Annotated in this window: 19 protein-coding genes; 9 read left to right on the top strand and 10 right to left on the bottom strand. The window is 66.6% G+C overall.

The window, feature by feature from the left end; genetic code table 11:
• Positions 1-74 precede the first annotated feature (74 nt).
• Positions 75-1076, top strand: coding sequence for an RNA polymerase sigma factor RpoS (rpoS, locus tag ACTWJ5_RS24275; RefSeq protein ID WP_009616703.1), 1002 nt, complete (start codon positions 75-77; stop codon positions 1074-1076).
• 1373 nt (positions 1077-2449) lie between these two features.
• Here rpoS and fdxA read toward each other — a convergent pair.
• Both fdxA and mutS read right to left on the bottom strand, forming a co-directional pair.
• The gene (fdxA, locus tag ACTWJ5_RS24270) at positions 2450-2773 is read right to left on the bottom strand and encodes a ferredoxin FdxA (protein ID WP_074985513.1); all 324 of its coding nucleotides are present in this window, start codon (positions 2771-2773) and stop codon (positions 2450-2452) included.
• Between the two features lie 66 nt (positions 2774-2839).
• A complete protein-coding gene (gene mutS / locus ACTWJ5_RS24265) occupies positions 2840-5413 on the bottom strand; it encodes a DNA mismatch repair protein MutS (protein WP_253408222.1) in 2574 nt (857 codons plus the stop codon).
• Between the two features lie 82 nt (positions 5414-5495).
• On the opposite strand from mutS, the gene ACTWJ5_RS24260 reads away from it, so the two are divergent.
• The 3 genes from ACTWJ5_RS24260 (at position 5496) to recX (ending at position 7630) form a co-directional block, all read left to right on the top strand.
• Positions 5496-6008 carry a CinA family protein gene (locus ACTWJ5_RS24260; RefSeq protein ID WP_444436712.1) on the top strand — a complete coding sequence of 171 codons (513 nt, stop codon included), beginning with the start codon at positions 5496-5498 and terminating at the stop codon, positions 6006-6008.
• 87 nt (positions 6009-6095) lie between these two features.
• Positions 6096-7157: a recombinase RecA gene (gene recA, locus ACTWJ5_RS24255; protein WP_009616839.1), complete on the top strand. Its 1062-nt coding sequence runs from the start codon at positions 6096-6098 to the stop codon at positions 7155-7157.
• Between the two features lie 8 nt (positions 7158-7165).
• On the top strand, positions 7166-7630 hold the full coding sequence (recX, locus tag ACTWJ5_RS24250; protein WP_444436711.1) for a recombination regulator RecX: 465 nt from the start codon (positions 7166-7168) through the stop codon (positions 7628-7630).
• A 484-nt stretch (positions 7631-8114) separates the two neighbouring features.
• Here recX and ACTWJ5_RS24245 read toward each other — a convergent pair whose 3' ends face one another.
• Positions 8115-9206 carry an LOG family protein gene (locus tag ACTWJ5_RS24245; protein WP_444436710.1) on the bottom strand — a complete coding sequence of 364 codons (1092 nt, stop codon included), beginning with the start codon at positions 9204-9206 and terminating at the stop codon, positions 8115-8117.
• Between the two features lie 85 nt (positions 9207-9291).
• Positions 9292-10713, bottom strand: a complete 1422-nt coding sequence (locus ACTWJ5_RS24240) for an MBL fold metallo-hydrolase RNA specificity domain-containing protein (RefSeq protein ID WP_074985510.1) — start codon at positions 10711-10713, stop codon at positions 9292-9294.
• A gap of 128 nt (positions 10714-10841) precedes the next feature.
• Between ACTWJ5_RS24240 and ACTWJ5_RS24235 the strand changes: the two genes are divergently transcribed.
• Positions 10842-13247 (top strand): xylulose 5-phosphate 3-epimerase, encoded by a 2406-nt coding sequence (locus ACTWJ5_RS24235; protein ID WP_444436709.1) that lies wholly within the window; start codon positions 10842-10844, stop codon positions 13245-13247.
• 14 nt (positions 13248-13261) lie between these two features.
• Here the strand turns inward: ACTWJ5_RS24235 and ACTWJ5_RS24230 are convergent, their stop codons facing one another.
• Together ACTWJ5_RS24230 and ACTWJ5_RS24225 are read right to left on the bottom strand one after the other, a co-directional pair.
• Complete coding sequence (locus tag ACTWJ5_RS24230; RefSeq protein WP_009616847.1) at positions 13262-13483, bottom strand: DUF3820 family protein; 222 nt, start codon at positions 13481-13483, stop codon at positions 13262-13264.
• A 10-nt stretch (positions 13484-13493) separates the two neighbouring features.
• Positions 13494-13901: a quorum-sensing-regulated virulence factor family protein gene (locus tag ACTWJ5_RS24225; RefSeq protein WP_043271144.1), complete on the bottom strand. Its 408-nt coding sequence runs from the start codon at positions 13899-13901 to the stop codon at positions 13494-13496.
• A gap of 167 nt (positions 13902-14068) precedes the next feature.
• On the opposite strand from ACTWJ5_RS24225, the gene ACTWJ5_RS24220 reads away from it, so the two are divergent.
• Positions 14069-14809 carry a tRNA-uridine aminocarboxypropyltransferase gene (locus ACTWJ5_RS24220; RefSeq protein WP_261747913.1) on the top strand — a complete coding sequence of 247 codons (741 nt, stop codon included), beginning with the start codon at positions 14069-14071 and terminating at the stop codon, positions 14807-14809.
• A gap of 3 nt (positions 14810-14812) precedes the next feature.
• On the opposite strand, the gene ACTWJ5_RS24215 is transcribed toward ACTWJ5_RS24220, so the two are convergent.
• The gene (locus ACTWJ5_RS24215; protein WP_444436708.1) at positions 14813-15694 is read right to left on the bottom strand and encodes a DMT family transporter; all 882 of its coding nucleotides are present in this window, start codon (positions 15692-15694) and stop codon (positions 14813-14815) included.
• Between the two features lie 226 nt (positions 15695-15920).
• On the opposite strand from ACTWJ5_RS24215, the gene erdR reads away from it, so the two are divergent.
• The gene (gene erdR / locus ACTWJ5_RS24210; protein WP_074985503.1) at positions 15921-16571 is read left to right on the top strand and encodes a response regulator transcription factor ErdR; all 651 of its coding nucleotides are present in this window, start codon (positions 15921-15923) and stop codon (positions 16569-16571) included.
• Positions 16572-16653: 82 nt separating this feature from the next.
• Positions 16654-17025: a diacylglycerol kinase gene (locus ACTWJ5_RS24205; protein ID WP_009616854.1), complete on the top strand. Its 372-nt coding sequence runs from the start codon at positions 16654-16656 to the stop codon at positions 17023-17025.
• A 273-nt stretch (positions 17026-17298) separates the two neighbouring features.
• Here ACTWJ5_RS24205 and ACTWJ5_RS24200 read toward each other — a convergent pair whose 3' ends face one another.
• On the bottom strand, positions 17299-18225 hold the full coding sequence (locus ACTWJ5_RS24200) for a LysR family transcriptional regulator (protein ID WP_009616855.1): 927 nt from the start codon (positions 18223-18225) through the stop codon (positions 17299-17301).
• Between the two features lie 233 nt (positions 18226-18458).
• On the opposite strand from ACTWJ5_RS24200, the gene fpr reads away from it, so the two are divergent.
• Positions 18459-19235 carry a ferredoxin-NADP reductase gene (gene fpr, locus ACTWJ5_RS24195; RefSeq protein WP_009616858.1) on the top strand — a complete coding sequence of 259 codons (777 nt, stop codon included), beginning with the start codon at positions 18459-18461 and terminating at the stop codon, positions 19233-19235.
• Between the two features lie 336 nt (positions 19236-19571).
• On the opposite strand, the gene tsaA is transcribed toward fpr, so the two are convergent.
• Together tsaA and ACTWJ5_RS24185 are read right to left on the bottom strand one after the other, a co-directional pair.
• Positions 19572-20282 carry a tRNA (N6-threonylcarbamoyladenosine(37)-N6)-methyltransferase TrmO gene (tsaA, locus tag ACTWJ5_RS24190; protein ID WP_074985499.1) on the bottom strand — a complete coding sequence of 237 codons (711 nt, stop codon included), beginning with the start codon at positions 20280-20282 and terminating at the stop codon, positions 19572-19574.
• A gap of 68 nt (positions 20283-20350) precedes the next feature.
• On the bottom strand, positions 20351-20716 hold the full coding sequence (locus ACTWJ5_RS24185) for a DUF2784 domain-containing protein (RefSeq protein ID WP_074985497.1): 366 nt from the start codon (positions 20714-20716) through the stop codon (positions 20351-20353).
• Positions 20717-21061 lie beyond the last annotated feature (345 nt).

The following is a 21061-nucleotide window of genomic DNA, read 5'->3' as shown; positions in this document are numbered from 1 at the left end:
GGTGAGCGGGCTTGGACGTCCCAAGGATATGGATTCGTCCGGGCTTGTTGTCGAACTCAGCAAGGGATAACGACATGGCACTCAAAAAAGAAGGGCCGGAGTTTGACGTGGATGACGAGCTGCTGTTGCTGGAGCCCGCCATCACATTCGACGAGTCACTTGCCGAAGAGCAGGTCTCACTTCAGGTCACCGGCAAGGCCAGCTCGCTGTCATCGAAGCAGCACAAGCACATCGATTACAGCCGGGCGCTGGATGCCACCCAGCTCTACCTCAACGAAATCGGTTTTTCCCCACTGCTGACTCCCGAGGAGGAGGTCCACTTCGCGCGGCTCGCGCAAAGGGGCGATCCTGCTGGGCGTCGGCGCATGATCGAAAGCAACCTGCGCCTGGTGGTGAAGATCGCCCGGCGCTATGTCAACCGCGGCCTGTCCCTGCTCGACCTGATCGAGGAGGGCAACCTGGGGTTGATCCGGGCGGTGGAGAAGTTCGATCCGGAACGGGGTTTCCGCTTCTCCACCTACGCGACGTGGTGGATTCGCCAGACCATCGAACGGGCCATCATGAACCAGACCCGCACCATCCGCCTGCCGATCCATGTGGTCAAGGAACTCAACGTCTACCTGCGCGCGGCCCGCGAGCTGACGCACAAGCTGGATCACGAGCCATCCCCCGAGGAAATCGCCAACCTGCTGGAGAAGCCGGTCGACGAGGTCAAGCGCATGCTCGGCCTCAACGAGCGGGTGACTTCGGTGGACGTGTCCCTCGGCCCGGATTCGGACAAGACGCTGCTCGACACCCTGACCGACGATCGTCCCACCGACCCCTGCGAACTGCTGCAGGATGACGACCTGAGCCAGAGCATCGACCAGTGGCTGTCCGAGCTGACCGACAAGCAGCGCGAGGTGGTGATTCGCCGCTTCGGCCTGCGTGGCCACGAAAGCAGCACTCTGGAAGAGGTCGGCCAGGAAATCGGCCTGACCCGCGAGCGGGTGCGGCAGATCCAGGTCGAGGCGCTCAAGCGTCTGCGGGAAATCCTGGAGAAGAACGGCCTGTCGAGCGACGCGTTGTTCCAGTAAGGCACCACCCGCAGTGAAAAAGCCCGGAGTGCTCCGGGCTTTTTTTCGCCTGCGCCCCATTTGTAGGAGCGGGCCCTGCCCGCGATTCGCGCGCAGGGCGCGCTCCTACGGGTAAGAAGGAATGCCGTTTCTCTGTCTGGGAGAAACGGCATTTTTCATATGGGGTGGGGCTATGGCTTCGCTTGCGGCTCTTGGCCCCGCGCTCCGATCTCTAACCCGTCATTCCCGCGAACGCGGGAACCCAGCTGCCTTGGCTTGGGTGTTTCTGCGCCGCTCTGAGTTTGCCCGACCTTCTTGTTTCGCCCCCTCGGGCGAGTCCCTTTTGTCAAACGCCACAAAAGGAACCAAAAAGGCTTGCCCCAACATACGGGCCCGATAAAGCCGGGCTACCCTCACGAATTCCCCCGCCACGGAGGCCCGCCCCGAGGGTACGTCCCTGTAGCCCGCGGGGCTCTCGCGACATCCATGTCGCATGACCTCCTGAGCGCGGGTTTCGCTCGGCCTTCTGAAGGGGTGTTTCGGTGCGTTCGGCTATTTCTCTGGAAGTCCAAGAGCAAACGCGCTTTTGCTTTTCGTAGGAGCGAGCTTGCTCGCGAACCCTGGCCGTCACTGGGTTCCCGCGTCCGCGGGAATGACGGGGTGGGGTTAGGCGTCTCAGGATGACTCAGGATTCTCCCTTCGCTCAGGACAGCCCCCTCTCCCTTCAGGGAGAGGGCTGGGGAGAGGGTGCTCTTGAACCCAGCACCTACACCGCCGGGAAGCTCCGTTCGCGAGCAAGCTCGCTCCTACGAGAATCCATGCCCACCGGCATGCTAGGACTCCGTCCGCGACTCCACCGGCAAGACCGGCCCCGGACCAGCGATGGGTATCGCAAGCTCAACCCATCCTACGAAAAACACCTTGTCCCGGACTTCACGGGCGCCCCAAACGGATACGCATCCCGAACAACTTCATCCGCTCGAGCCAGGCGAGACAGCAGTTTTTGAGTTTGGTTTTGTAAGCCATCGCTTACACGTGCTGTGAGTCTTTGACGATTCGGCTTGCCGGCAAGGGGCCCTTTTCTTCAGTCTTTATAAATAACCAATTGAATTTAAAAGGCTTTATTTTCGACTGCGCTAATCCTGGCCCTACCGGGGTGCGACCCGCAGCCGCTTGCCGCTTTTGTACGGAAAGCTAATATCACTCCTGCGTACAGGGAATGACGCAGGCCGACAAGGATGCCGGTCAGGACGTCGCGGGATGCGACTCATCAGGATGATGGGGTAGGGAAAAAAGGGCGGGCCATCCCGCCCCTTTTTTTTGCCCGCGAAAAAGTGCCGTCACAGATGGCACAAGGCCCGCGCGAGGCGGGCCTTGGAGCTTGGAGGAAGCGATCAGCGCTCCAGGTGCTTGAGCTTGTCGGCGACGCCGTCCCACTCTTCCGCGTCCGGCAACGAGTCCTTCTTCTCGGTGATGTTCGGCCAGACCTCGGCCAGATCCTTGTTCAGCTCGATGAACTCCTGCATGTTCTCCGGGACCTCGTCCTCGGAGAAGATCGCCTGTGCCGGGCATTCCGGTTCGCACAGGGCGCAGTCGATGCACTCATCCGGGTGAATCACCAGGAAGTTCGGGCCTTCGTAGAAGCAGTCCACCGGGCAGACTTCCACGCAGTCGGTGTATTTGCACTTGATGCAGTTGTCGGTGACGACGAAGGTCATTTTCTAATTCTCTCCTCAGGCGGGCGGCTAAGCGCGCGCGATTCTAGCAGCTTGTTCCGCTGTCCGTCAGATTCGCGTCTTCCATGCATATAACAAATCGAGCGCCTGGCGCGGTGTCAGGTCATCGGGTTTGATGCGTGCAAGCTCGTCGATCAGCGGGTGCGGCAGGCTGGCGAACAGGTCGCTCTGCATCGGCGCGGCGGGCTGGCCCGCCTCCTGGCGCGGCGCTTCGTGGGGCAGGCTGGTGGTCTCCAGGCGCGCCAGGTGCTCGCGGGCGCGCAGGATCACCGGGCCGGGCACGCCGGCCAGTTGCGCCACCGCCAGGCCGTAGCTCTGGCTCGCCGGGCCGGGCAGCACGTGGTGCAGGAAGACGATGCGCTCGTTGTGCTCGGTGGCGTTCAGGTGCACGTTGGCCACCACCGGTTCGCTCTCCGGCAGCACGGTCAGCTCGAAGTAGTGGGTGGCGAACAGGGTGAAGGCGCGCAGGTGCGCCAGGTGCTCGGCGGCGGACCAGGCCAGCGACAGGCCGTCGAAGGTGCTGGTGCCGCGGCCCACTTCGTCCATCAGCACCAAGCTGCGGTCGGTGGCGTTGTGCAGGATGTTGGCGGTTTCGCTCATCTCCACCATGAAGGTGGAACGGCCGCCGGCGAGGTCGTCGGACGAACCGATACGGGTGAAGATGCGGTCCACCAGCGACAGTTCGCAGCGCGCCGCCGGGACGAAACTGCCGATGTGCGCCAACAGCACGATCAGCGCCGTTTGCCGCATGTAGGTGGATTTACCACCCATGTTCGGACCGGTAATCACCAGCATGCGGGTGTCTTCGTCGAGCTTCAGGTCGTTGGCCACGAAGGGCGTGTCCAGCACCTGCTCCACCACCGGGTGGCGGCCCTGCTCGATGAGGATTCCCGACTCCTCGACGAAGCGCGGACGGTTCAGGTCGAGGTTCAGCGCGCGCTCGGCCAGGTTGGCCAGCACGTCCAGCTCGGCCAGGGCGGCGGCGGTGTCCTGCAGCGGCGCCAACTGGGCGATCAGCAGCTCCACCAGCTCCTCGTAGAGCTGCTTCTCGCGCGCCAGGGCGCGGCTCTGGGCGGACAGCGCCTTGTCCTCGAAGGCCTTCAGCTCCGGGGTGATGAAGCGTTCGGCGCCCTTCAGCGTCTGGCGCCGCTGGTAGTCGGCCGGCGCCTGCTCGGCCTGCATGCGCGGCAGCTCGATGTAGTAGCCATGGATTCGGTTGTAGCCGACCTTCAGGCCCGGCAGCCCGGTGCGTTCCTTCTCGCGGGTCTCCAGGTCCATCAGGTACTGGCCGGCGTTCTCGCTGAGCGTCTGCAGCTCGTCCAACTCGGCGTCGTAGCCGCGCTTGATGACGCCGCCGTCGCGGATCACCGCCGGCGGGTTGTCGATGATCGCGCGGGCCAGCAGGTCGGCCAGTTCCGGGTAGGTGCGGATGCTCGCGGCCAGTTCGCCCAGGTGCGGGGCCTCCAACTCGGTCATGCCGCGTTGCAGCTCCGGCAGGGCGGCCAGGGCGTCGCGCAGGCGCGCCAGGTCGCGCGGGCGGGCGTTGCGCAGGCCGATGCGGGCGAGGATGCGCTCGACGTCACCGATTTCCTTCAACTGCGGCTGCAGGTTCTCGAAGCGGTAGCGTTCCAGCAGGCAGGCGATGGATTCCTGGCGGGCTTCCAGCACGGCGCGGTCGCGCAGCGGGCGGTTCAGCCAGCGCGTCAGCAGGCGGCTGCCCATGGCGGTCTGGCAACGGTCCACCACCGACTGCAGGGTGTTGTCGCGGCCGCCGGAGAGGTTGGTATCCAGCTCCAGGTTGCGGCGGCTGGCGCCGTCGAGGATGACGGTGTCGTCCAGGCGCTCGTGGCGCAGGCTGCGCAGGTGCGGCAGGGCGGTGCGCTGGGTTTCCTTGGCGTAGGCCAGCAGGCAGCCGGCGGCGCCGATGGCCAGGGTCAGGTCCTGGCAGCCGAAGCCCTTCAGGTCCTGGGTGGCGAACTGTTGGCAGAGGCTCTTGAACGCCGAGTCGCGGTCGAAGTCCCAGGGTGCGCGACGCCGCACGCCACGACGCTTCTCCGCCGGCAGGCCGGCGGGCCAGTCGTCGGGGATCAGCAGTTCCGCGGGGTTCAGGCGCTCCAGCTCGGCCAGCAGGGTTTCCCAGCCGCGGATTTCCTGGACGCTGAAGCGGCCGCTGGTGATGTCCAGCACCGCTAGGCCGAACAACCGCTCGTCGCCGAGCAAGGCGGCCAGCAGGTTGTCGCGGCGCTCGTCGAGCAGCGCCTCGTCGCTGACCGTGCCGGGGGTGATGATACGCACCACCTGGCGTTCCACCGGGCCCTTGCTGGTGGCCGGGTCGCCGATCTGTTCGCAGATGGCCACCGACTCGCCCAGCTTGACCAGCTTGGCCAGGTAGCCCTCCACGGCGTGGAAGGGGATGCCGGCCATGGGAATCGGCGTGCCGGCGGACTGGCCGCGGGTGGTGAGGGTGATGTCGAGCAGCTTGGCGGCCTTCTTGGCGTCCTCGTAGAACAGCTCGTAGAAGTCGCCCATGCGGTAGAACAGCAGTTGTTCCGGATGCTGTCTCTTCAGCTTCCAGTACTGTTGCATCATCGGGGTGTGAGCAGAAAGGTCGCTTTGGCTCATGACTTTGGGCGGTCCGTCTTCTATATGCAAAAGCGCCTAGTGTACGGTATCCGGCCTGACGGCTTAAGCATCGGAGTACGCAATGAGCATCAGCGACGAAGGCATCACCGACCTGGCCGCGCGCCTGGGCGCGCAGTTGCAGCGGCTGGGGGCGCGGGTCAGCACCGCCGAGTCCTGCACCGGCGGCGGCATCGCCGAGGCGATCACGCGGATCGCCGGCAGCTCGGCCTGGTTCGACGCCGGCTACGTCACCTATTCCAACGCGCAGAAGAGCGCGCAGCTGGGCGTGCCTGACGAACTTTTCCTACAGGTCGGCGCGGTCAGCCGGGAAGTGGTCGAGGCCATGGCCCGCGGCGCACAGGCGCGCAGTGGCGCGCGTTTCACTGTTGCGGTCAGCGGCATCGCCGGTCCGGATGGTGGTTCGCCAGAGAAGCCTGTAGGAACCGTCTGGTTGTGCTGGGCCGATGGCGAACAATGCTCCGCGCAGCGCTTTCTTTTTTCCGGCGACCGCCTCGCGGTGCGCCGGCAGGCGGTGACGGCCGCTCTGGACGGGGTGTTGCGACTGGCCGTCGGGGAAAATCCCGTTCGGGGGTAGGCGCGCGCCTTGCCCTGTGAAATAATACTGTCTACTTATACAGTTGTTCGTGGCCCATCCCGGCCGCCTGACTTCGCGAGGACTTCAATGGACGACAACAAGAAGCGCGCCCTGGCCGCGGCCCTGGGACAGATCGAACGCCAATTCGGCAAGGGCGCGGTAATGCGCATGGGCGATCACGAGCGCCAGGCCATCCCGGCCATCTCCACCGGCTCCCTGGGCCTGGACATCGCCCTGGGCATCGGCGGCCTGCCGAAAGGCCGTATCGTCGAGATCTACGGCCCGGAATCCTCGGGCAAGACCACCCTGACCCTCTCGGTCATCGCCGAAGCCCAGCGCCAGGGTGCCACCTGCGCCTTCGTCGACGCCGAGCACGCGCTGGACCCGGACTACGCCGGCAAGCTGGGCGTCAACGTCGACGACCTGCTGGTCTCGCAGCCGGACACCGGCGAGCAGGCCCTGGAAATCACCGACATGCTGGTGCGCTCCAACGCGGTGGACGTGATCATCGTCGACTCCGTGGCGGCGCTGGTGCCCAAGGCCGAGATCGAGGGCGAGATGGGCGACGCCCACGTCGGCCTGCAGGCCCGCCTGATGTCCCAGGCGCTGCGCAAGATCACCGGCAACATCAAGAACGCCAACTGCCTGGTCATCTTCATCAACCAGATCCGCATGAAGATCGGCGTGATGTTCGGCAACCCGGAAACCACCACCGGCGGTAACGCCCTGAAGTTCTACGCCTCCGTGCGCCTGGACATCCGCCGTACCGGCGCGGTGAAGGAAGGCGACGAGGTGGTCGGCAGCGAAACCCGCGTCAAGGTGGTGAAGAACAAGGTCGCCCCGCCGTTCCGCCAGGCCGAGTTCCAGATCCTCTACGGCAAGGGCATCTACCGCACCGGCGAGATCATCGACCTGGGCGTGCAACTGGGCCTGGTGGAGAAATCCGGCGCCTGGTACAGCTACCAGGGCAGCAAGATCGGCCAGGGCAAGGCCAACGCCGCCAAGTACCTGGAAGAGAACGCGGAAATCTGCGCGGTGCTGGACAAGGCCATCCGCGAGCAACTGCTGAACAACCAGCCGGCGCCGACCAAGGCCGAGTTGGCTGCAGCCGAAGCTGCCGAGGCCGCTGAAGCCGACCTCGACTACTGATCCCGCCGATGCCGACCGTGCTCGATACGCCCGTCGCCGTGCGGCGGGCCGCCATGGACCTCCTGGCGCGACGCGAGCACGGTCGCGCCGAACTCGTCCGCAAGCTGCGCCAGCGCGGCGCGCTTGCGGAGCTCATCGAGCCCGCCCTCGACCGCCTGGCCGAGGAAGGGCTACTCAACGAATCCCGTTACCTGGAAGCCTTCATCGCCAGCAAGGCGCGCAGCGGCTATGGCCCCTTGCGAATTCGCGAGGAGCTGAGCCTGCGCGGCCTGCCACGGGGCGAGATCGAAAAGGCCCTGGGCGAGGCGGATGTCGACTGGCAGGCGCAACTGCGGGATGTCTGGCACCGCAAGTTCCCCCGCCTGCCCCAGGACGCCAGGGAGCGTGCCCAGCAGGGGCGTTTCCTCGCCTACCGGGGGTTTTCCATGGAAGCCATCAATCGCCTGTTCAGTGGGCGGGGCGGGGACGACTGAGCCCGGGGCTGGCGCTGGTTGACCGGCCTGTCGGCCGAATCGCGGACGGAGTCCGCTCCTACGCCATTCACATACCACGTTCGCTTGTCCGCGATAGCTGGCGGTATCGGCGTGGTTTGCGGATAAGATCCGTTTGTACAGACGCGGGCACGGCTTCTCGTAGGAGCGAGCTTGCTCGCGAATAAATCCCGCTGCGGAGTCTGTTCGCGAGCAAGCTCGCTCCTACAGAGAACACCTCGGCGTGGTTGGCAAGACAGTTGCCCCTACGCCATTCCGCACACCGTTTTCCCCCGGAATCACGCGCCAGTGCGGTGTCACGTCGGACCAACGGCGTATAACCGCGAACGGTTATACGCCCTACGGTTGGGCGTGGGTGTAGGAACGGACTCCGTCCGCGATAGCCGGAATCACCTGCGCCATTCCATGTAGGAGCGCGCCCTGCGCGCGAATCGCGGGCAGGGCCCGCTCCTACAGGTGCAGTGGCCTATGCAGGAACGGGACAAGCCTCGGTCCAGTTCTGCTTGTCGTTGATGAAGTTCACCAGCTCGCGCAGGCGGCCGTGGTCGCGGCCGTTGAAGGCGAAGGCCAGGCGCGTGAGCTGGGTGAATTCCGGCTCGTCCTTTTCCAGTTCGCCGCAGGCCTGCTGGTGGAAGCCGTCGTGCAGGCAGAGGTTGCCGAATTCCTCGTGCAGGCGCTGCATGGCGCTGTCGCTGAGGCGGTGGTTGAGGCGGATGACGAAGTTGTCCTTGAGCCAGCGGCTGGAGTGGAAGTTGCTGTAGAAGTGGGCGATCTCCCCGACCGCGTCCTCCACCGAGCGGGCCAGTTTCATCAGGTGCATGTCGCTGGGCAGGATGTAGCGGTTGTCCAGCAGTTGCTCCTGCATGAACTGCAGCGCCTGCTCCCAGTAATGCCCGCCGGGTTGGTCGAGCAGCACCACCGGCACCAGCGGGCTCTTGCCGGTCTGGATCAGCGTCAGCACTTCCAGCGCCTCGTCCAGGGTGCCGAAGCCGCCGGGGCAGAGCACCAGGGCGTCGGCTTCCTTGACGAAGAACAGCTTGCGCAGGAAGAAGAAGTGGAACGACAGCAGGTTGTTGGTGCCGGCCACCGTGTGGTTGGCCTGCTGCTCGAAGGGCAGGGTGATGTTGAAGCCCAGGCTGTTCTCCAGCCCCGCGCCTTCGTGGGCGGCGGCCATGATGCCGCCGCCGGCGCCGGTGACGACCATCAGGTCGTAGCGCGCCAGGGTGCGGCCCAGGTCCCGGGCCAGGGCGTACAGCGGGTGGTCCGGGGGCGTGCGCGCCGAGCCGAACACCGTGACCTTGCGCCGGCGCTTGAACTGCTCGAGGGTGGCGAAGGCGTGCTCCATCTCGCGCAGCGTCTGCAGCATGATCTTGGCGTCCCAGCGGTTGCGGTCGGCCTGGGCCATGCGCGCCACGGTGAAGAGCATCTCGCGGTACAGCGGCAGGTTCGGGCTGTCGCCCTGCGCGGCGAGGGCCGCCAGCTCCTCGACCTTCTGCGTCAGGTCGGTGCCGCTGGTCTGGAAGTGTCTGGAGAGGTAGTCCTCGGGTTCATAGGGCATGGGGATACTCCTTGTTCTTCAACCCCTTGTCGTAGGCGTGCGCCAGTCTGACATGCCGCTGATGACAGTCGGCGATGACCCTGTTTCAGATTGCGATGCGGTCCCCCTGTTCGGGAATGTTGGCTTTCCAGTCGAGGCGTTCGAGCAGTGCGGCCTGCAGGGCATCCATCTTTTCCCGCTCGCCATGTATCAGGTATAGCTCGGGTTTGTTCTCGAAGTGGCCAACCCACTGAATCAATTGCGATTGTCCGGCATGGGCGGAGAAGCCGCCGAGGGTGTGGACCTTCGCCCGCACGGCGATGCGCTGGCGCAATACGCGCACGCTCTCGGCGCCGTCGACGATGGTGCGGCCCAGGGTGCCCTTGGCCTGGAAGCCGGGGAAGACGATGTGGCACTCCTGGCGCCAGAGGTTGTGCTTGAAGTGGTGGACGATGCGCCCGCCGGTGCACATGCCGCTGCCGGCGATGATGATGGCGCCGCTCTTGATGCGGTTGATCGCCATGGAGTCTTCCGGCGTCTGCGTGGTGCGCAGCAGCGGCAGCCATTCGGACAGCTTCACGGTGCCGGTGCCGCGGATGTATTCGCGGTCGCTGTCGGAGAATTCGCCGGAGTGGCGCAGGTAGATGTCGTTGGCCCGCGCGGCCATGGGGCTGTCGAGGAAGACCATCTGCTGCGGCAGGCGGCCTTCCTGGTAGAAGCGCCCGAGGTAGAACAGCAGGTCCTGGGTGCGGCCGACGGCGAAGGCGGGGATCAGCACGTTGCCGCCGTCCTTTTGCGCCTGTTCGAGGATGTCCGCCAGTTCCAGCAGCGTCTCGTTGTTGTCGCGGTGGTCGCGGTCGCCGTAGGTAGATTCCAGCAGCACCACGTCGGCGCGGCTCAGCGGCGTCGGCGTGCGCATCAGCGGCGAGCAGGTGTTGCCCAGGTCGCCGGAGAACACCAGGCGGCGCGTCAGGCCCTGTTCGTGGATCTCGATCTCGACGATGGCCGAGCCGAGGATGTGCCCGGCGTTGTGGAAGGTCACGCGGATGCCGGGCGCCACTTCCACGGTGCTGCCGTAGCTGACGCTGCGGCGCAGCTTCAGGGCCTTCTCGGTGTCTTCCACGGTGTAGATCGGGGTGACCGCCGGCTTGTTCAGGCGGGCGCGCCACTTGCTCTCCCACTCGGCGTCCTTTTCCTGGATGTTGGCCGAATCCATCAGCATCAGTTCCAGCAGTTCGCAGCAGGACTCGGTGGCGTAGATCGGCCCCTTGTAGCCTTCCTTCGCCAGGCGCGGCAGCAGGCCGCTGTGGTCGATGTGGGCGTGGGAGATGACCACCGCGTTCAGGCTCTTCGGGTCGAAGGGGAAGGGCGTGCGATTGCTGGCCTCGTTGTCGCGGGTGCTCTTGCCGTTGCTGCGGCCCTGGCGCATGCCGCACTCGAGCAGCACGCGCACGCCGTCCCGGGTTTCCAGCAGGTAGCAGGAACCGGTGACTTCCTGGGCCGCGCCGATGAAAGTGAGTAGGGCCATGGGGCCTCCTTAGCAGGATTCGGTATTTCAGACTCGCGTAGCTGGAACGAAATGGCGTTGATACAGGTCAGCGCCGCTCCCATCCGGCGACCTAGACTTCCCCCATAGCCCCAGGGAGAACGTCGAGCATGTCGCAGATACTGCCCAGTCCGGACGAACTGGCCGCGCACGCGGCGGAGCAGCCGGCATTCGCCGAATGGTTGAGCGGATACGGTCCGCTTGAGCATAGCGCGCTGACCCAGGCTGCGGTCTTCCGCGTGGCTCATCAATTGGTCCAAGCCGGCCTGCAGCCGGACCTGCCCAGCGTCTACCGGCTGTTCCGCGCGCTGGACCGGTTGACCTGCGCCGGGCTCTGGCTGGTGGTGCACATGACCTACGCGCGCCGTGTGCACCTGGACGGCACGCCGCTGCAGGCCGAGGACTTCAAGGCCAGCCCCGAGGGCCACACCGGCGGCGCCCTGAACATGGTGCCAGCCTATGCCGGCTACCTGGCGCTCAATGGCCTGACCGGCACCACCCGCGGCTGGCTGATGGGGCAGGGGCACTGCGTGGCGGCCATCGAGGCGCTCAACGTGCTGACCGCCAACCTGCAGCCCGAGCAGGCGCGGCGCTACAGTATCGACGCCGCCGGCCTGGAGCGCCTGGTGCAGGACTTCTACAGCTACGCCCAGGCGCCGGACGGCAGCGTCGCCGCGCCCCTGGGCAGCCACGTCAACCCGCATACCGCCGGCGGCATCGCCGAAGGCGGCTACCTGGGCTTCGCCGAACTGCAGTACGCGCACCTGCCGCTACCCGGCGAGACCCTGGTGGCCTTCCTCTCCGACGGCGCCGCCGAGGAGCAGCGCGGCAGCGACTGGATGCCCCGCTGGTGGCGCGCCGAGGACTGCGGCGTGGCCCTGCCGGTGATGATCGCCAATGGCCGGCGCATCGAGCAGCGCACCCAACTGGGCACCCGCGAGGGTCTGGAGGGCTTCAAGCACCACCTGAGCGGTTGCGGCTTCGACCCGCTGAGTTTCGACGGCCGCGACCCGGCCGCCTTCGTCTGCGCGCTCTGGGAGATGGAGCAGCGCCTGGCCCATCGCGTTCACGAGAAGAACAGCGGCATCCTGCAGTACCCGCTGCCGATTCCCTACGGCATCGCCGAGACGGTCAAGGGCTTCGGCTTCTACGGCGCCGGCAGCAACGCCGCGCACAACCTGCCGCTGCCGGGCAATCCTCACGACGATGCGAACGCCCGTGAGCTGTTCAACCAGCACGCGGCGCGGCTGTGGGTGCCGGAAGCGGAGCTGGACGCCGCCTGCGCACTGTTCACCGCGAGCCGCCAGGGGCGCCTGCTGGAGCGCGACAATCCGCTGGCGGTGCGCCGGCCCATCGAGCCCAGCCTGCCGGAGCTGCACTACCGCAACGACCAGTGCTCGCCGATGCTGGCGCTGGACCGCTTCTTCAGCGAACTGTGCGCGGCGAACCCGGACCTGCGGGCCCGCGTCGGCAACCCCGACGAGCTGGCCAGCAACCGCCTGGGCGGCGTGCTCAAGGCGCTGAAGCACCGCGTCTGCCAGCCGGAGAGCGCGCTGGAGGCCGTCGACGGGCGGGTCATTACCGCACTCAACGAGGAGGCCGTGGTTTCCGCCTGCCTGGCCAACCAGGGCGGGCTCAACCTGGTGGCCAGCTACGAGGCGTTCTGCGTGAAGATGCTCGGCGCGGTGCGCCAGGCGTTGATCTTCGCCCGCCTGCAGAAGGAGGCGGGGCGCCCGGCGGGTTGGCTCGGCTGGCCGCTGGTGGCCACATCGCACACCTGGGAGAACGGCAAGAACCAGCAGTCGCACCAGGACACCACCTTCTGCGAGAGCCTGCTCGGCGAGATGAGCGACATGGTGCGGGTGCTGTTCCCCGCCGACCACAACAGCCTGCTGGCGCTGCTGCCGCAGATTTACCGCAGCCGTGGGCAGCTCGCCTGCGTAGTAGCGCCCAAGCGCGAGCGGCCGAACCTGTTCGACCGGGCCCAGGCGGAACAACTGGCGCGCGATGGCGCCATCGTGGTGGAAGAACATCCCGGCAGCGATCCGCTGCTGCTGATCGCCAACGGCAGCTACCAGCTCGGTGAGATGCGTCGCGCCGTGGCGCGTCTGGCCGAGGCCGGCTACCCGTACCGCCTGGTCTACCTGCAGGAGCCGGGGCGCTTCCGCGCGCCGAGGGACAACTGGGAACTGGCGGCGGTGGCCGACGAGGCGCTGATCGAGCAACTGTTCCCGGACGCCTACGGGCGCCGCGTGCTGCTCACCCACATGCGCCCGGAAGTGGCGCGCGGGCACCTGTGGCCGATCCTGCCGGATGCACTGCGCAGCTCGGTGCTGGGCTACCGCAACCGCGGCGGGACCCTCGACGAGCCCGGCATGCTGTTCGCCAACCGGGCCTGCTGGGGCGATGTGCTGGCAGCCTGCGCGCGCCTGCTGGAAGTACCGCGCAGCGCGCTGCTGACCGCCGAGGAGGTCGCGGCGCTGGCCGGCAAGGGGGACCCGCGGGCCCTGCGCTGAAACGCTGAGGCGTCTTAGCGCTTCAGCGGTTTCACCAGAGAATCAAGGCCCTCGACCTTCAGCTCCAGCACTATCTGCATCAGGCGGCCCAGCTCGCCCTTGGGAAAGCTGTCATTGCGCTGGAACCACAGCAGGTACTCCTCCGGCAGGTCCACCAGCATGCGTCCCTGGTACTTGCCGAAGGGCATCGGCGTGCGGGCGATCTTCAGCAGGTTGAGCTTTTCCGATTCCAGCATGGCTCCGGCTTCACTTCTGCAGCTTGATGCGGCAGCTGCCGGCATCGAAGCGCTCGACGGCCACCGGGGCGTTGCTGTGGTACTCGGTGAAGTCGTAGGTGAGCACCGCGCCCTGGGCCAGCAACTGGCGGTAGCCGGTGTTGCTGCACACGCTGTCGCCCAGCTGGCTGCGCACGCTCTCGGGGTTGGCGCGCATCTTCGCGGCGTGGCTGGCGCGCACGCTGAGGTGGTTGATCAACTGGTTGCCTTCGACGGTGTAGCCCTGGTCGAGGATGTCCTCGTTGATCGCGCGCGGAGTGCCTTCGCTGCTTTCCTTGGCGACTTTCTCCAGTGTCTTGGCCAGTTCGAAGTCCTTGAGCGACGCGGCGTGGGCCGCGGGCAGGACGAGGCAGAGGGCGAGGGCGGTTAGGCGCAGCATGGGCTTCTCCTGAAACGGGTGCGTATTCGACCGCGCGACGCCGGCACGGTTCGCCGACGCCGCAAATCCCCCATTGTCCCTGAAAACCGCCTGGCTGCCGAGCGGCCTTGGCGCGCAGGGGCTCTGTTACAATCGCCGCCCGCCGTGATCGCCCTCCCGAGTCGCCGATGTCGCCCGTCCATCCCGCTACCAAGAACCATGCCGTCGCCCGCCTGCGCGCCGAGCGCCTGGCCCGTTGCGTGAAGCCCTTCGTGGCCCGCGGCTCGCGTTCGCCGCGCTGCGCCGGCTGCCGCCTGCGCCCGGACTACTGCATGTGCGCCTGGCAGCCGCAGGTGCAGGCCAACGCCGGCATGTGCCTGGTGATGTTCGACACCGAGCCGCTGAAGCCGAGCAACACCGGCTGGCTGATCGCCGAGACGGTGCCGGACACCTGGGCCTTCGGCTGGTCGCGGATCGAGGTCGACCCGGCCCTGCTGGCGCTGCTGGACGATACGCAGTGGCAGCCCTACGTGGTGTTCCCGGGGGAGTTCGTCGCCGCCGAGCGGGTGGTGGAGAAGGTCGCGCCGCAGCCCGGCAAGCGCCCGCTGTTCATCCTGCTGGACGCCACCTGGAACGAGGCGCGCAAGATGTTCCGCAAGAGCCCCTACCTGGACCGTTTCCCGGTGCTGAGCATCACCCCGGACGCGCTGTCGCGCTACCGCCTGCGCCGCTCCAAGTTCGACGAGCACCTGTGCACCGCGGAAGTGGCGGCGCTGTGCCTGGGCCTGGCTGGCGACCAGCGCGCGGGGGACGCGCTGGATGCCTACCTGGACGTGTTCAGCGAGCGCTACCTGGGCGCCAAGCACCAGCGCGGCCTGGACGAGCAGAGCCCGGCGCACCAGACCCTGCGGCCCTACACCGCGCTCTAGGATTCAGGCCGCCGCGGCCTTCTTCTGCGGCCACAGCTGGGCCACCAGCATGCCGGCTAGCATCAGCGCGCAGCCGAAGTAACCGCGCGCGTGCAGGCTCTCGTCGAGGAAGATCGCCCCGGCGATGGCGGCGAACACCGCTTCCAGGGACAGGATGATGGCGGCGTGGGAGGCGATGGCGTGCTTCTGCGCGATCACCTGCAGGGTGAAGCCGGTGCCGACGCCGAGCAGGCCGCCGTAGAGCAGCGCCGGGCCGGCCTGGACGATGGCGTCCCAGTGGATCTCCTCGAACACCAGCGCCAGCGCCATGCTCACCACCGAGCAGGTGACGAACTGCAGGAAGGCCAGGCGGATGGGGTCGTAGCGGCTGGCGAACAGGCCCACCAGCAACACGTGGCAGCCCCACACCAGCGCGCCGGTCAGCTGCAGCCAGTCGCCGGAGGCCACCTTGAAGCCCGGGCCGATGCTCAGCATGGCCATGCCGATCACCGCCAGCGCCGCGCCGAGCCAGGTGCCCGTGCCGGTGCGGTGGCCCAGCAGCAGGCCGAGCAGCGGCACGATGATCACGTACAGGCCGGTGATGAAGCCGGAGTTGGTCACGCTGGTGAACAGCAGGCCGACCTGCTGCAGGTTGATGCCGAGGGTCAGCGCGGTGCCGATGGCCAGGCCCGCCAGCAGCAGGCCGCGGTTGAACGGCTGGGCGCCGCGCCTGGCCGACCAGGCCAGCAGCGGCAGCAGCATCAGCGCGCCGAGGGCGAAGCGCAGGCCGGTATAGAGGAAGGGCCCGATGGCATCCATCCCCAGGCGCTGCGCGACGAAGGACACGCCCCAGATCATGGCGGTGACCAGCATCAGGATATCGGCGCGCAGGGCGTGGCTCTTCATGGTGTTCTCGGCAGGCAAAAAAAGAGCGCAACTCTGCCGCAAGCCGGGGACTTTGAAAAGCTGTCCATCCCGTCAGCGGGTGCGCTGGGAGTCGCCCGCATCTGCATTCTCGGCAGGCATCGGCCGATGCATTTGCGTACAATGCGCCAATCAGGTCACGACCTTTCCCATGCTGGCCCCGCCGTTATCCGCGGCCGGGATCGAGCCTGGCCATCAAGGAACTTACATGGCTTCCTATGAAATCCTGATCGCTGACGATCATCCGCTGTTCCGCAGTGCCCTGCACCAGGCCCTCACCTTGGGCCTGGGCCCCGAAGCGAAACTGGTGGAGGCGGCGAGCATCGCCGAGCTGGAAGCCAGGCTCAACGAGAAGGCCGACTGGGACCTGGTCCTGCTGGACCTGAACATGCCCGGCGCCTACGGCTTTTCCGGCCTGGTGCTGCTGCGCGGGCAGTACCCGCAGATCCCGGTGGTGATGATCTCGGCCCAGGAGGACGCCGCCGTGGTGCAGCGCTCCCGCGAGTTCGGCGCCAGCGGCTTCATCCCCAAGTCCAGCGAGATGGCCACCCTGCAGCAAGCGGTGCGCACGGTGCTCGACGGCGACGTCTGGTGGCCGCCGCAGGCCGACGCGGTGACCGAGCTGAGCGAGGAAGTGCGCGCCGCCAGCGCCGGTCTGGCGAGCCTGACGCCGCAGCAGTTCCGCGTGCTGACCATGGTCTGCGAGGGCCTGCTGAACAAGCAGATCGCCTTCGAGCTGAACGTCTCCGAGGCGACGGTGAAGGCCCACGTCACGGCTATCTTCCGCAAGCTCAACGTGCGCACCCGCACCCAGGCGGCGCTGTTGCTGCAACAGATGGAAACGGTTCCGGGCGCCTGATCGGCCGCCCGTGACCTTTGTTTCACATTTTCCTACGGCGCCTGGTTTAGAGTGCCGCGTCTTTTTTCGCAGAGAGCCCTTCGTGACTTCTTCTCCCTTCAAGGGCCAGACCGGCCTGAAGCGCATCCTCAACGCCGCCGGCTACTCCATGGCCGGTTTCGTCGCCGCCTTCCGTGGCGAGGCGGCCTTCCGCCAACTGGTGCTGATCAACGTCATCCTCGTCCCGCTGGCGTTCTTCTGCGACGTCAGCCGCGGCGAACGCGCGCTGATGATCGCCGTGTGCCTGCTGGCGCTGATCGTCGAACTGCTCAACTCGGCGGTGGAGGCGGTGGTCGACCGCGTGTCCCTGGAGCGCCACCCGCTGTCGAAGAACGCCAAAGACATGGGCAGCGCCGCGCAGTTCGTCGCACTGAGCATCATCACCGTGACCTGGGCGGTGATCCTGCTCGGCTGAGCCTGCGCCGTTACCTGTAGGAGCGGGCCCTGCCCGCGATTCGCGCGCAGGGCGCGCTCCTACATGGAGTGGTGTGGGTGGGGTAGCGTAGGAGCGGATCTTATCCGCAAATCGTGCCGCAATCTCCGGCTATCGCGGACGAGGTTCTACGCTGTTTTCTGGGTTCCCGCGAACGCGGGAATGACGGGATGAAAGTCATGTTTTCCAACGTCATTCCCGCGAACGCGGGAACCCAATAGACAATTGCTCCTACGGTCGTTCGGCAGGCCCGCCTCAGGGAATCATCGGCAGCACGATCTCGTCGCTGCGGCTGATGCCCGCCGTCTCGCTGCGGCACAGGTCGAGGAATTCGCGCATGGTCGCGGTCTGGTACTTCTGCCGGTGCCAGATGAAGTAGAACTGCCGGCGCAGGTCCAGCTGCGGGGTATCCACCGGCACCAGGCTGCCGCGGCGGAAGGCGTCGCGCAGGGCCAGGCGCGAGATGCAGCCGATGCCCAGGCCCGACTCCACGGCGCGCTTGATCGCCTCGGTGTGCTCCAGCTCCAGGCGGATATTCAGCGGCTCGATGTGGTGGCGCATGGCCTGGTCGAAGGTCAGGCGGGTGCCCGAGCCCTGCTCGCGGAGGATCCAGGCCTCGCTGCTGAGCCGGTGCAGGTCCACGGGGCCTGCGTTGGCCAGCGGGTGCTGCGGCGCGCAGAACACCACCAGCTCGTCCTCCATCCACGGTTGCACCTCGATGTCCGGGTGCTGGCAGTCGCCCTCGATCAGGCCCAGGTCCAGCTCGTAGTGGGCGATGCGCTGCACCACGTGGGCGGTGTTGTGCACGTGCAGGCGCACCCGGCAGTCCGGCTGGCGCTGCATGAAGGTGCCGATCAGCAGGGTGGCCAGGTAGTTGCCGATGGTCAGGGTGGCGCCCAGGTCCAGGGAGCCGAAGGCGCTCTTGCCGTTGAGCAGCGTCTCGATCTCGCTGCCGCGGTCCAGCAGCGCCACCGCCTGGGGCAGCAACTGGCGGCCTAGGGCGTTCAAGGTCAGGCGCTTGCCGGCGCGGTCGAACAGCTTGCAGTCGAACTGCCGCTCCAGCTCGCCCAGGGCCGTGCTGGTGGCCGACTGCGACAGCGAGAGTGCCTCGGCGGCGCGCGACACGCTTTCCTGCTGGGCCACGGCGACGAAGACTTCCATCTGGCGCAGGGTGAATTTCATCGGTTCGGCTGGCTCCGTGGCGGGCGAGGGGCGCGACATTCGGTCGCCCCTGGCGGGGCGGCAGGGGGCGTAAGCTGGCGCGCGCCGGCCGCCAGTCGTCCCTTATCTGCGTTTTGGATTAGCAATATCCAGATAATTTATTTTGCGGATATTCTCGCCCCCTATAAAATGTCGCGCAATCGCGCTACGTCCGGGATCTGCTGGGGTGCGCCACGAATCTCTAGGAGTCCTTGATGAGCAACCTGTACACCGAGCGCGTTCTCAGCGTGCACCACTGGAACGACACTCTCTTCAGCTTCAAGACCACCCGTAATCCGGGCCTGCGCTTCAAGACTGGCCAGTTCGTGATGATCGGCCTGGAAGTCAACGGTCGCCCGCTGATGCGCGCCTACTCCATCGCCAGCCCGAACTACGAGGAGCACCTGGAGTTCTTCAGCATCAAGGTCCCGGACGGCCCGCTGACCTCGCGTCTGCAGCACCTGAAGGAAGGCGACGAGCTGATGGTCAGCCGCAAGCCCACCGGCACCCTGGTGCTGGACGACCTCAAGCCCGGCAAGCACCTGTACCTGCTGAGCACCGGCACCGGCATGGCGCCGTTCCTGAGCGTGATCCAGGACCCGGAAGTCTACGAGAAGTTCGACAAGGTCATCCTGGTCCACGGCGTGCGCTGGGTCAGCGAGCTGGCCTACGCCGACTTCATCACCAAGGTTCTGCCGGAGCACGAGTACTTCGGCGACATGGTGAAAGAGAAGCTGATCTATTACCCCCTGGTCACCCGTGAAGAGTTCCGCAACATGGGCCGCCAGACCGACCTGATGCGCAGCGGCAAGCTGTTCGCCGACATCGGCCTGCCGCCGATGAACCCGCAGGACGACCGCGCCATGATCTGCGGCAGCCCGAGCATGCTGGACGAGACCAGCGAAGTGCTGAACGGCTTCGGCCTGCAGATCTCCCCGCGCATGGGCGAGCCGGGCGACTACCTGATCGAGCGCGCCTTCGTCGAGAAGTAAGCGCAGCCCGCTGAAAAAGCCCGCCACCCGGCGGGCTTTTTCGTTCATGGCGGATACGGGGAAATGCCGTGCGTAGGAGTGCGTAGGGTCCGGCGTGGCCGGTAAATCCAATCGCGGATGAATCCGCTCCTACGACCGTGCTTCCCTGAACCGTAGGAGCAACTGTCTTGCGCCGAGGTGCTCTTCGTAGGATGGGTTGAGCTTGCGAAACCCATGCGGTTGCGGTGATGGGTATCGCTTCGCTCAACGCCATCCTACGAAAAGCCGTGCTTCCTGGAACCGTAGGAGCGGACTCCGTCCGCGATTCGGCGGATAACGCCGTAGGCGTTATCCGCCCTACGGGGTGAGGCGGCGAAACGCGGGTTGCACATCCAATACCCGGATGACCCCAGCCTCGGGGTAATGCCAATGCACATCCAGGTCCCACAGGCGTGCGCCGTAGCGGCGTTCGGGCGTGGGTTGCTGGTAGGCCGGGCGCGGGTCCTGGGCCAGGCACTGTTCGACCAGCTCGACCACCGGCTCGCCCAGGCGCAGGGCCTGCTCCCGGGCCTGGGCCAGGGCGGCGTCGCTCCACTGCACCGGGATCGGCGCCGGCGGCGCCTCGGCGATGCCGTTGCGCGCGTCGGCCACGGCGTCGGCGTAGGGCACGTAGGGCTTGATGTCGAGCACCGGGGTGCCGTCCAGCAGGTCGATGCCCGACAGCCACAGGCGCCCGGGCTCGACCTTCTCCAGGCGCACCACCGATTGGCCGATGCCGTTGGGGCGATGTGTGGCGCGGGTGGCGAACACGCCCAGGGAACGGTTGCCGCCCAGGCGCGGCGGGCGCACCTTGAGCCGCGGCTTGTCTTCCAGGGCCTGGTGGAAGAGGAACAGCAGCCAGACGTGGCTGACCTGCTCCAGGCCTTCCACCGCCTCGCCGCCGTCGAATGGTGGCAGCAGCTCCAGCACGCCCCGCGCCGCCGGGGCCAGCTGCGGTTGGCGCGGGATGGCGAACTTCTCCTTGAAGCAGGAGCGGATATGGCCGATGGGGGAGACGGAGTAGGACATGGCGGCACGCGCGTGGAGCAGGGGCCGCCATGTTACCCGATCGGCACGGCAAACCCCCGCCGCTTGCGTCATCGCCGGCGCCTGCGCAGCAACAGCCAGCCGTAGCAGGCCAGGGTGAGCGCCGCGACCAGCGTGCCCAGCAGCAGTTGCACGGCGGGTGTCAGGCCGGGCGGGTAGATCAGCGGGATCAGGTAGTGCTCGACGAAGCCGCCAGCGTAGCCCTGTTCGCCGGCGGCGCGGCGCAGGTGGTTTTCCAGTGGCGTCAATGGGCAGACCAGCTGCAGCCACTCCACGGTAACGCCCCAGGCCGCGGCCGGCAGGTGCAGCCAGGCCAGGCGCGGCCAGCGCAGCACCAGTGGGCCGCCGAGGACGACGAAGAGGATGAAGGCCAGGTGCAGCAGCACCACGGCGTCGGCGGCCAGGCGCAGGAGCATGGTGGTGTTTCCGGCGTGGTGGAGTGGTCGAGGGAAGGATAGATGGGTCAATGGAAAGGCCGGCAGGGTGGTGATGCTGTTCATTTGGGTGGTGCTTCGGTTTGGCGGGGGGCTAATCCTGGCTCCGCTCCGTGCCGTCGGGGTATTCGGTGTGGCCGGGGAGTCCAATCGCGGACGGAGTCCGCTCCTACGTCCGTGTCTCCCTGGAGCCGTTCTCCTGCTATTCGCGCCCTATGATTTGCGTACTGTGATTCAGGGAGGCTGGTGATTGCGCTTCACGCCGAACGGTTCCCTCTCCCGCTTGCGGGGGAGGGTTAGGGAGGGGGGCGGAGTACAGGATTGGCA

It is taken from the genome of Pseudomonas sp. A6, from assembly GCF_052367875.1.
In the GTDB taxonomy this organism is placed as follows: domain Bacteria; phylum Pseudomonadota; class Gammaproteobacteria; order Pseudomonadales; family Pseudomonadaceae; genus Pseudomonas; species Pseudomonas citronellolis.
This window is presented reverse-complemented; position numbering and strand designations above follow the sequence as displayed.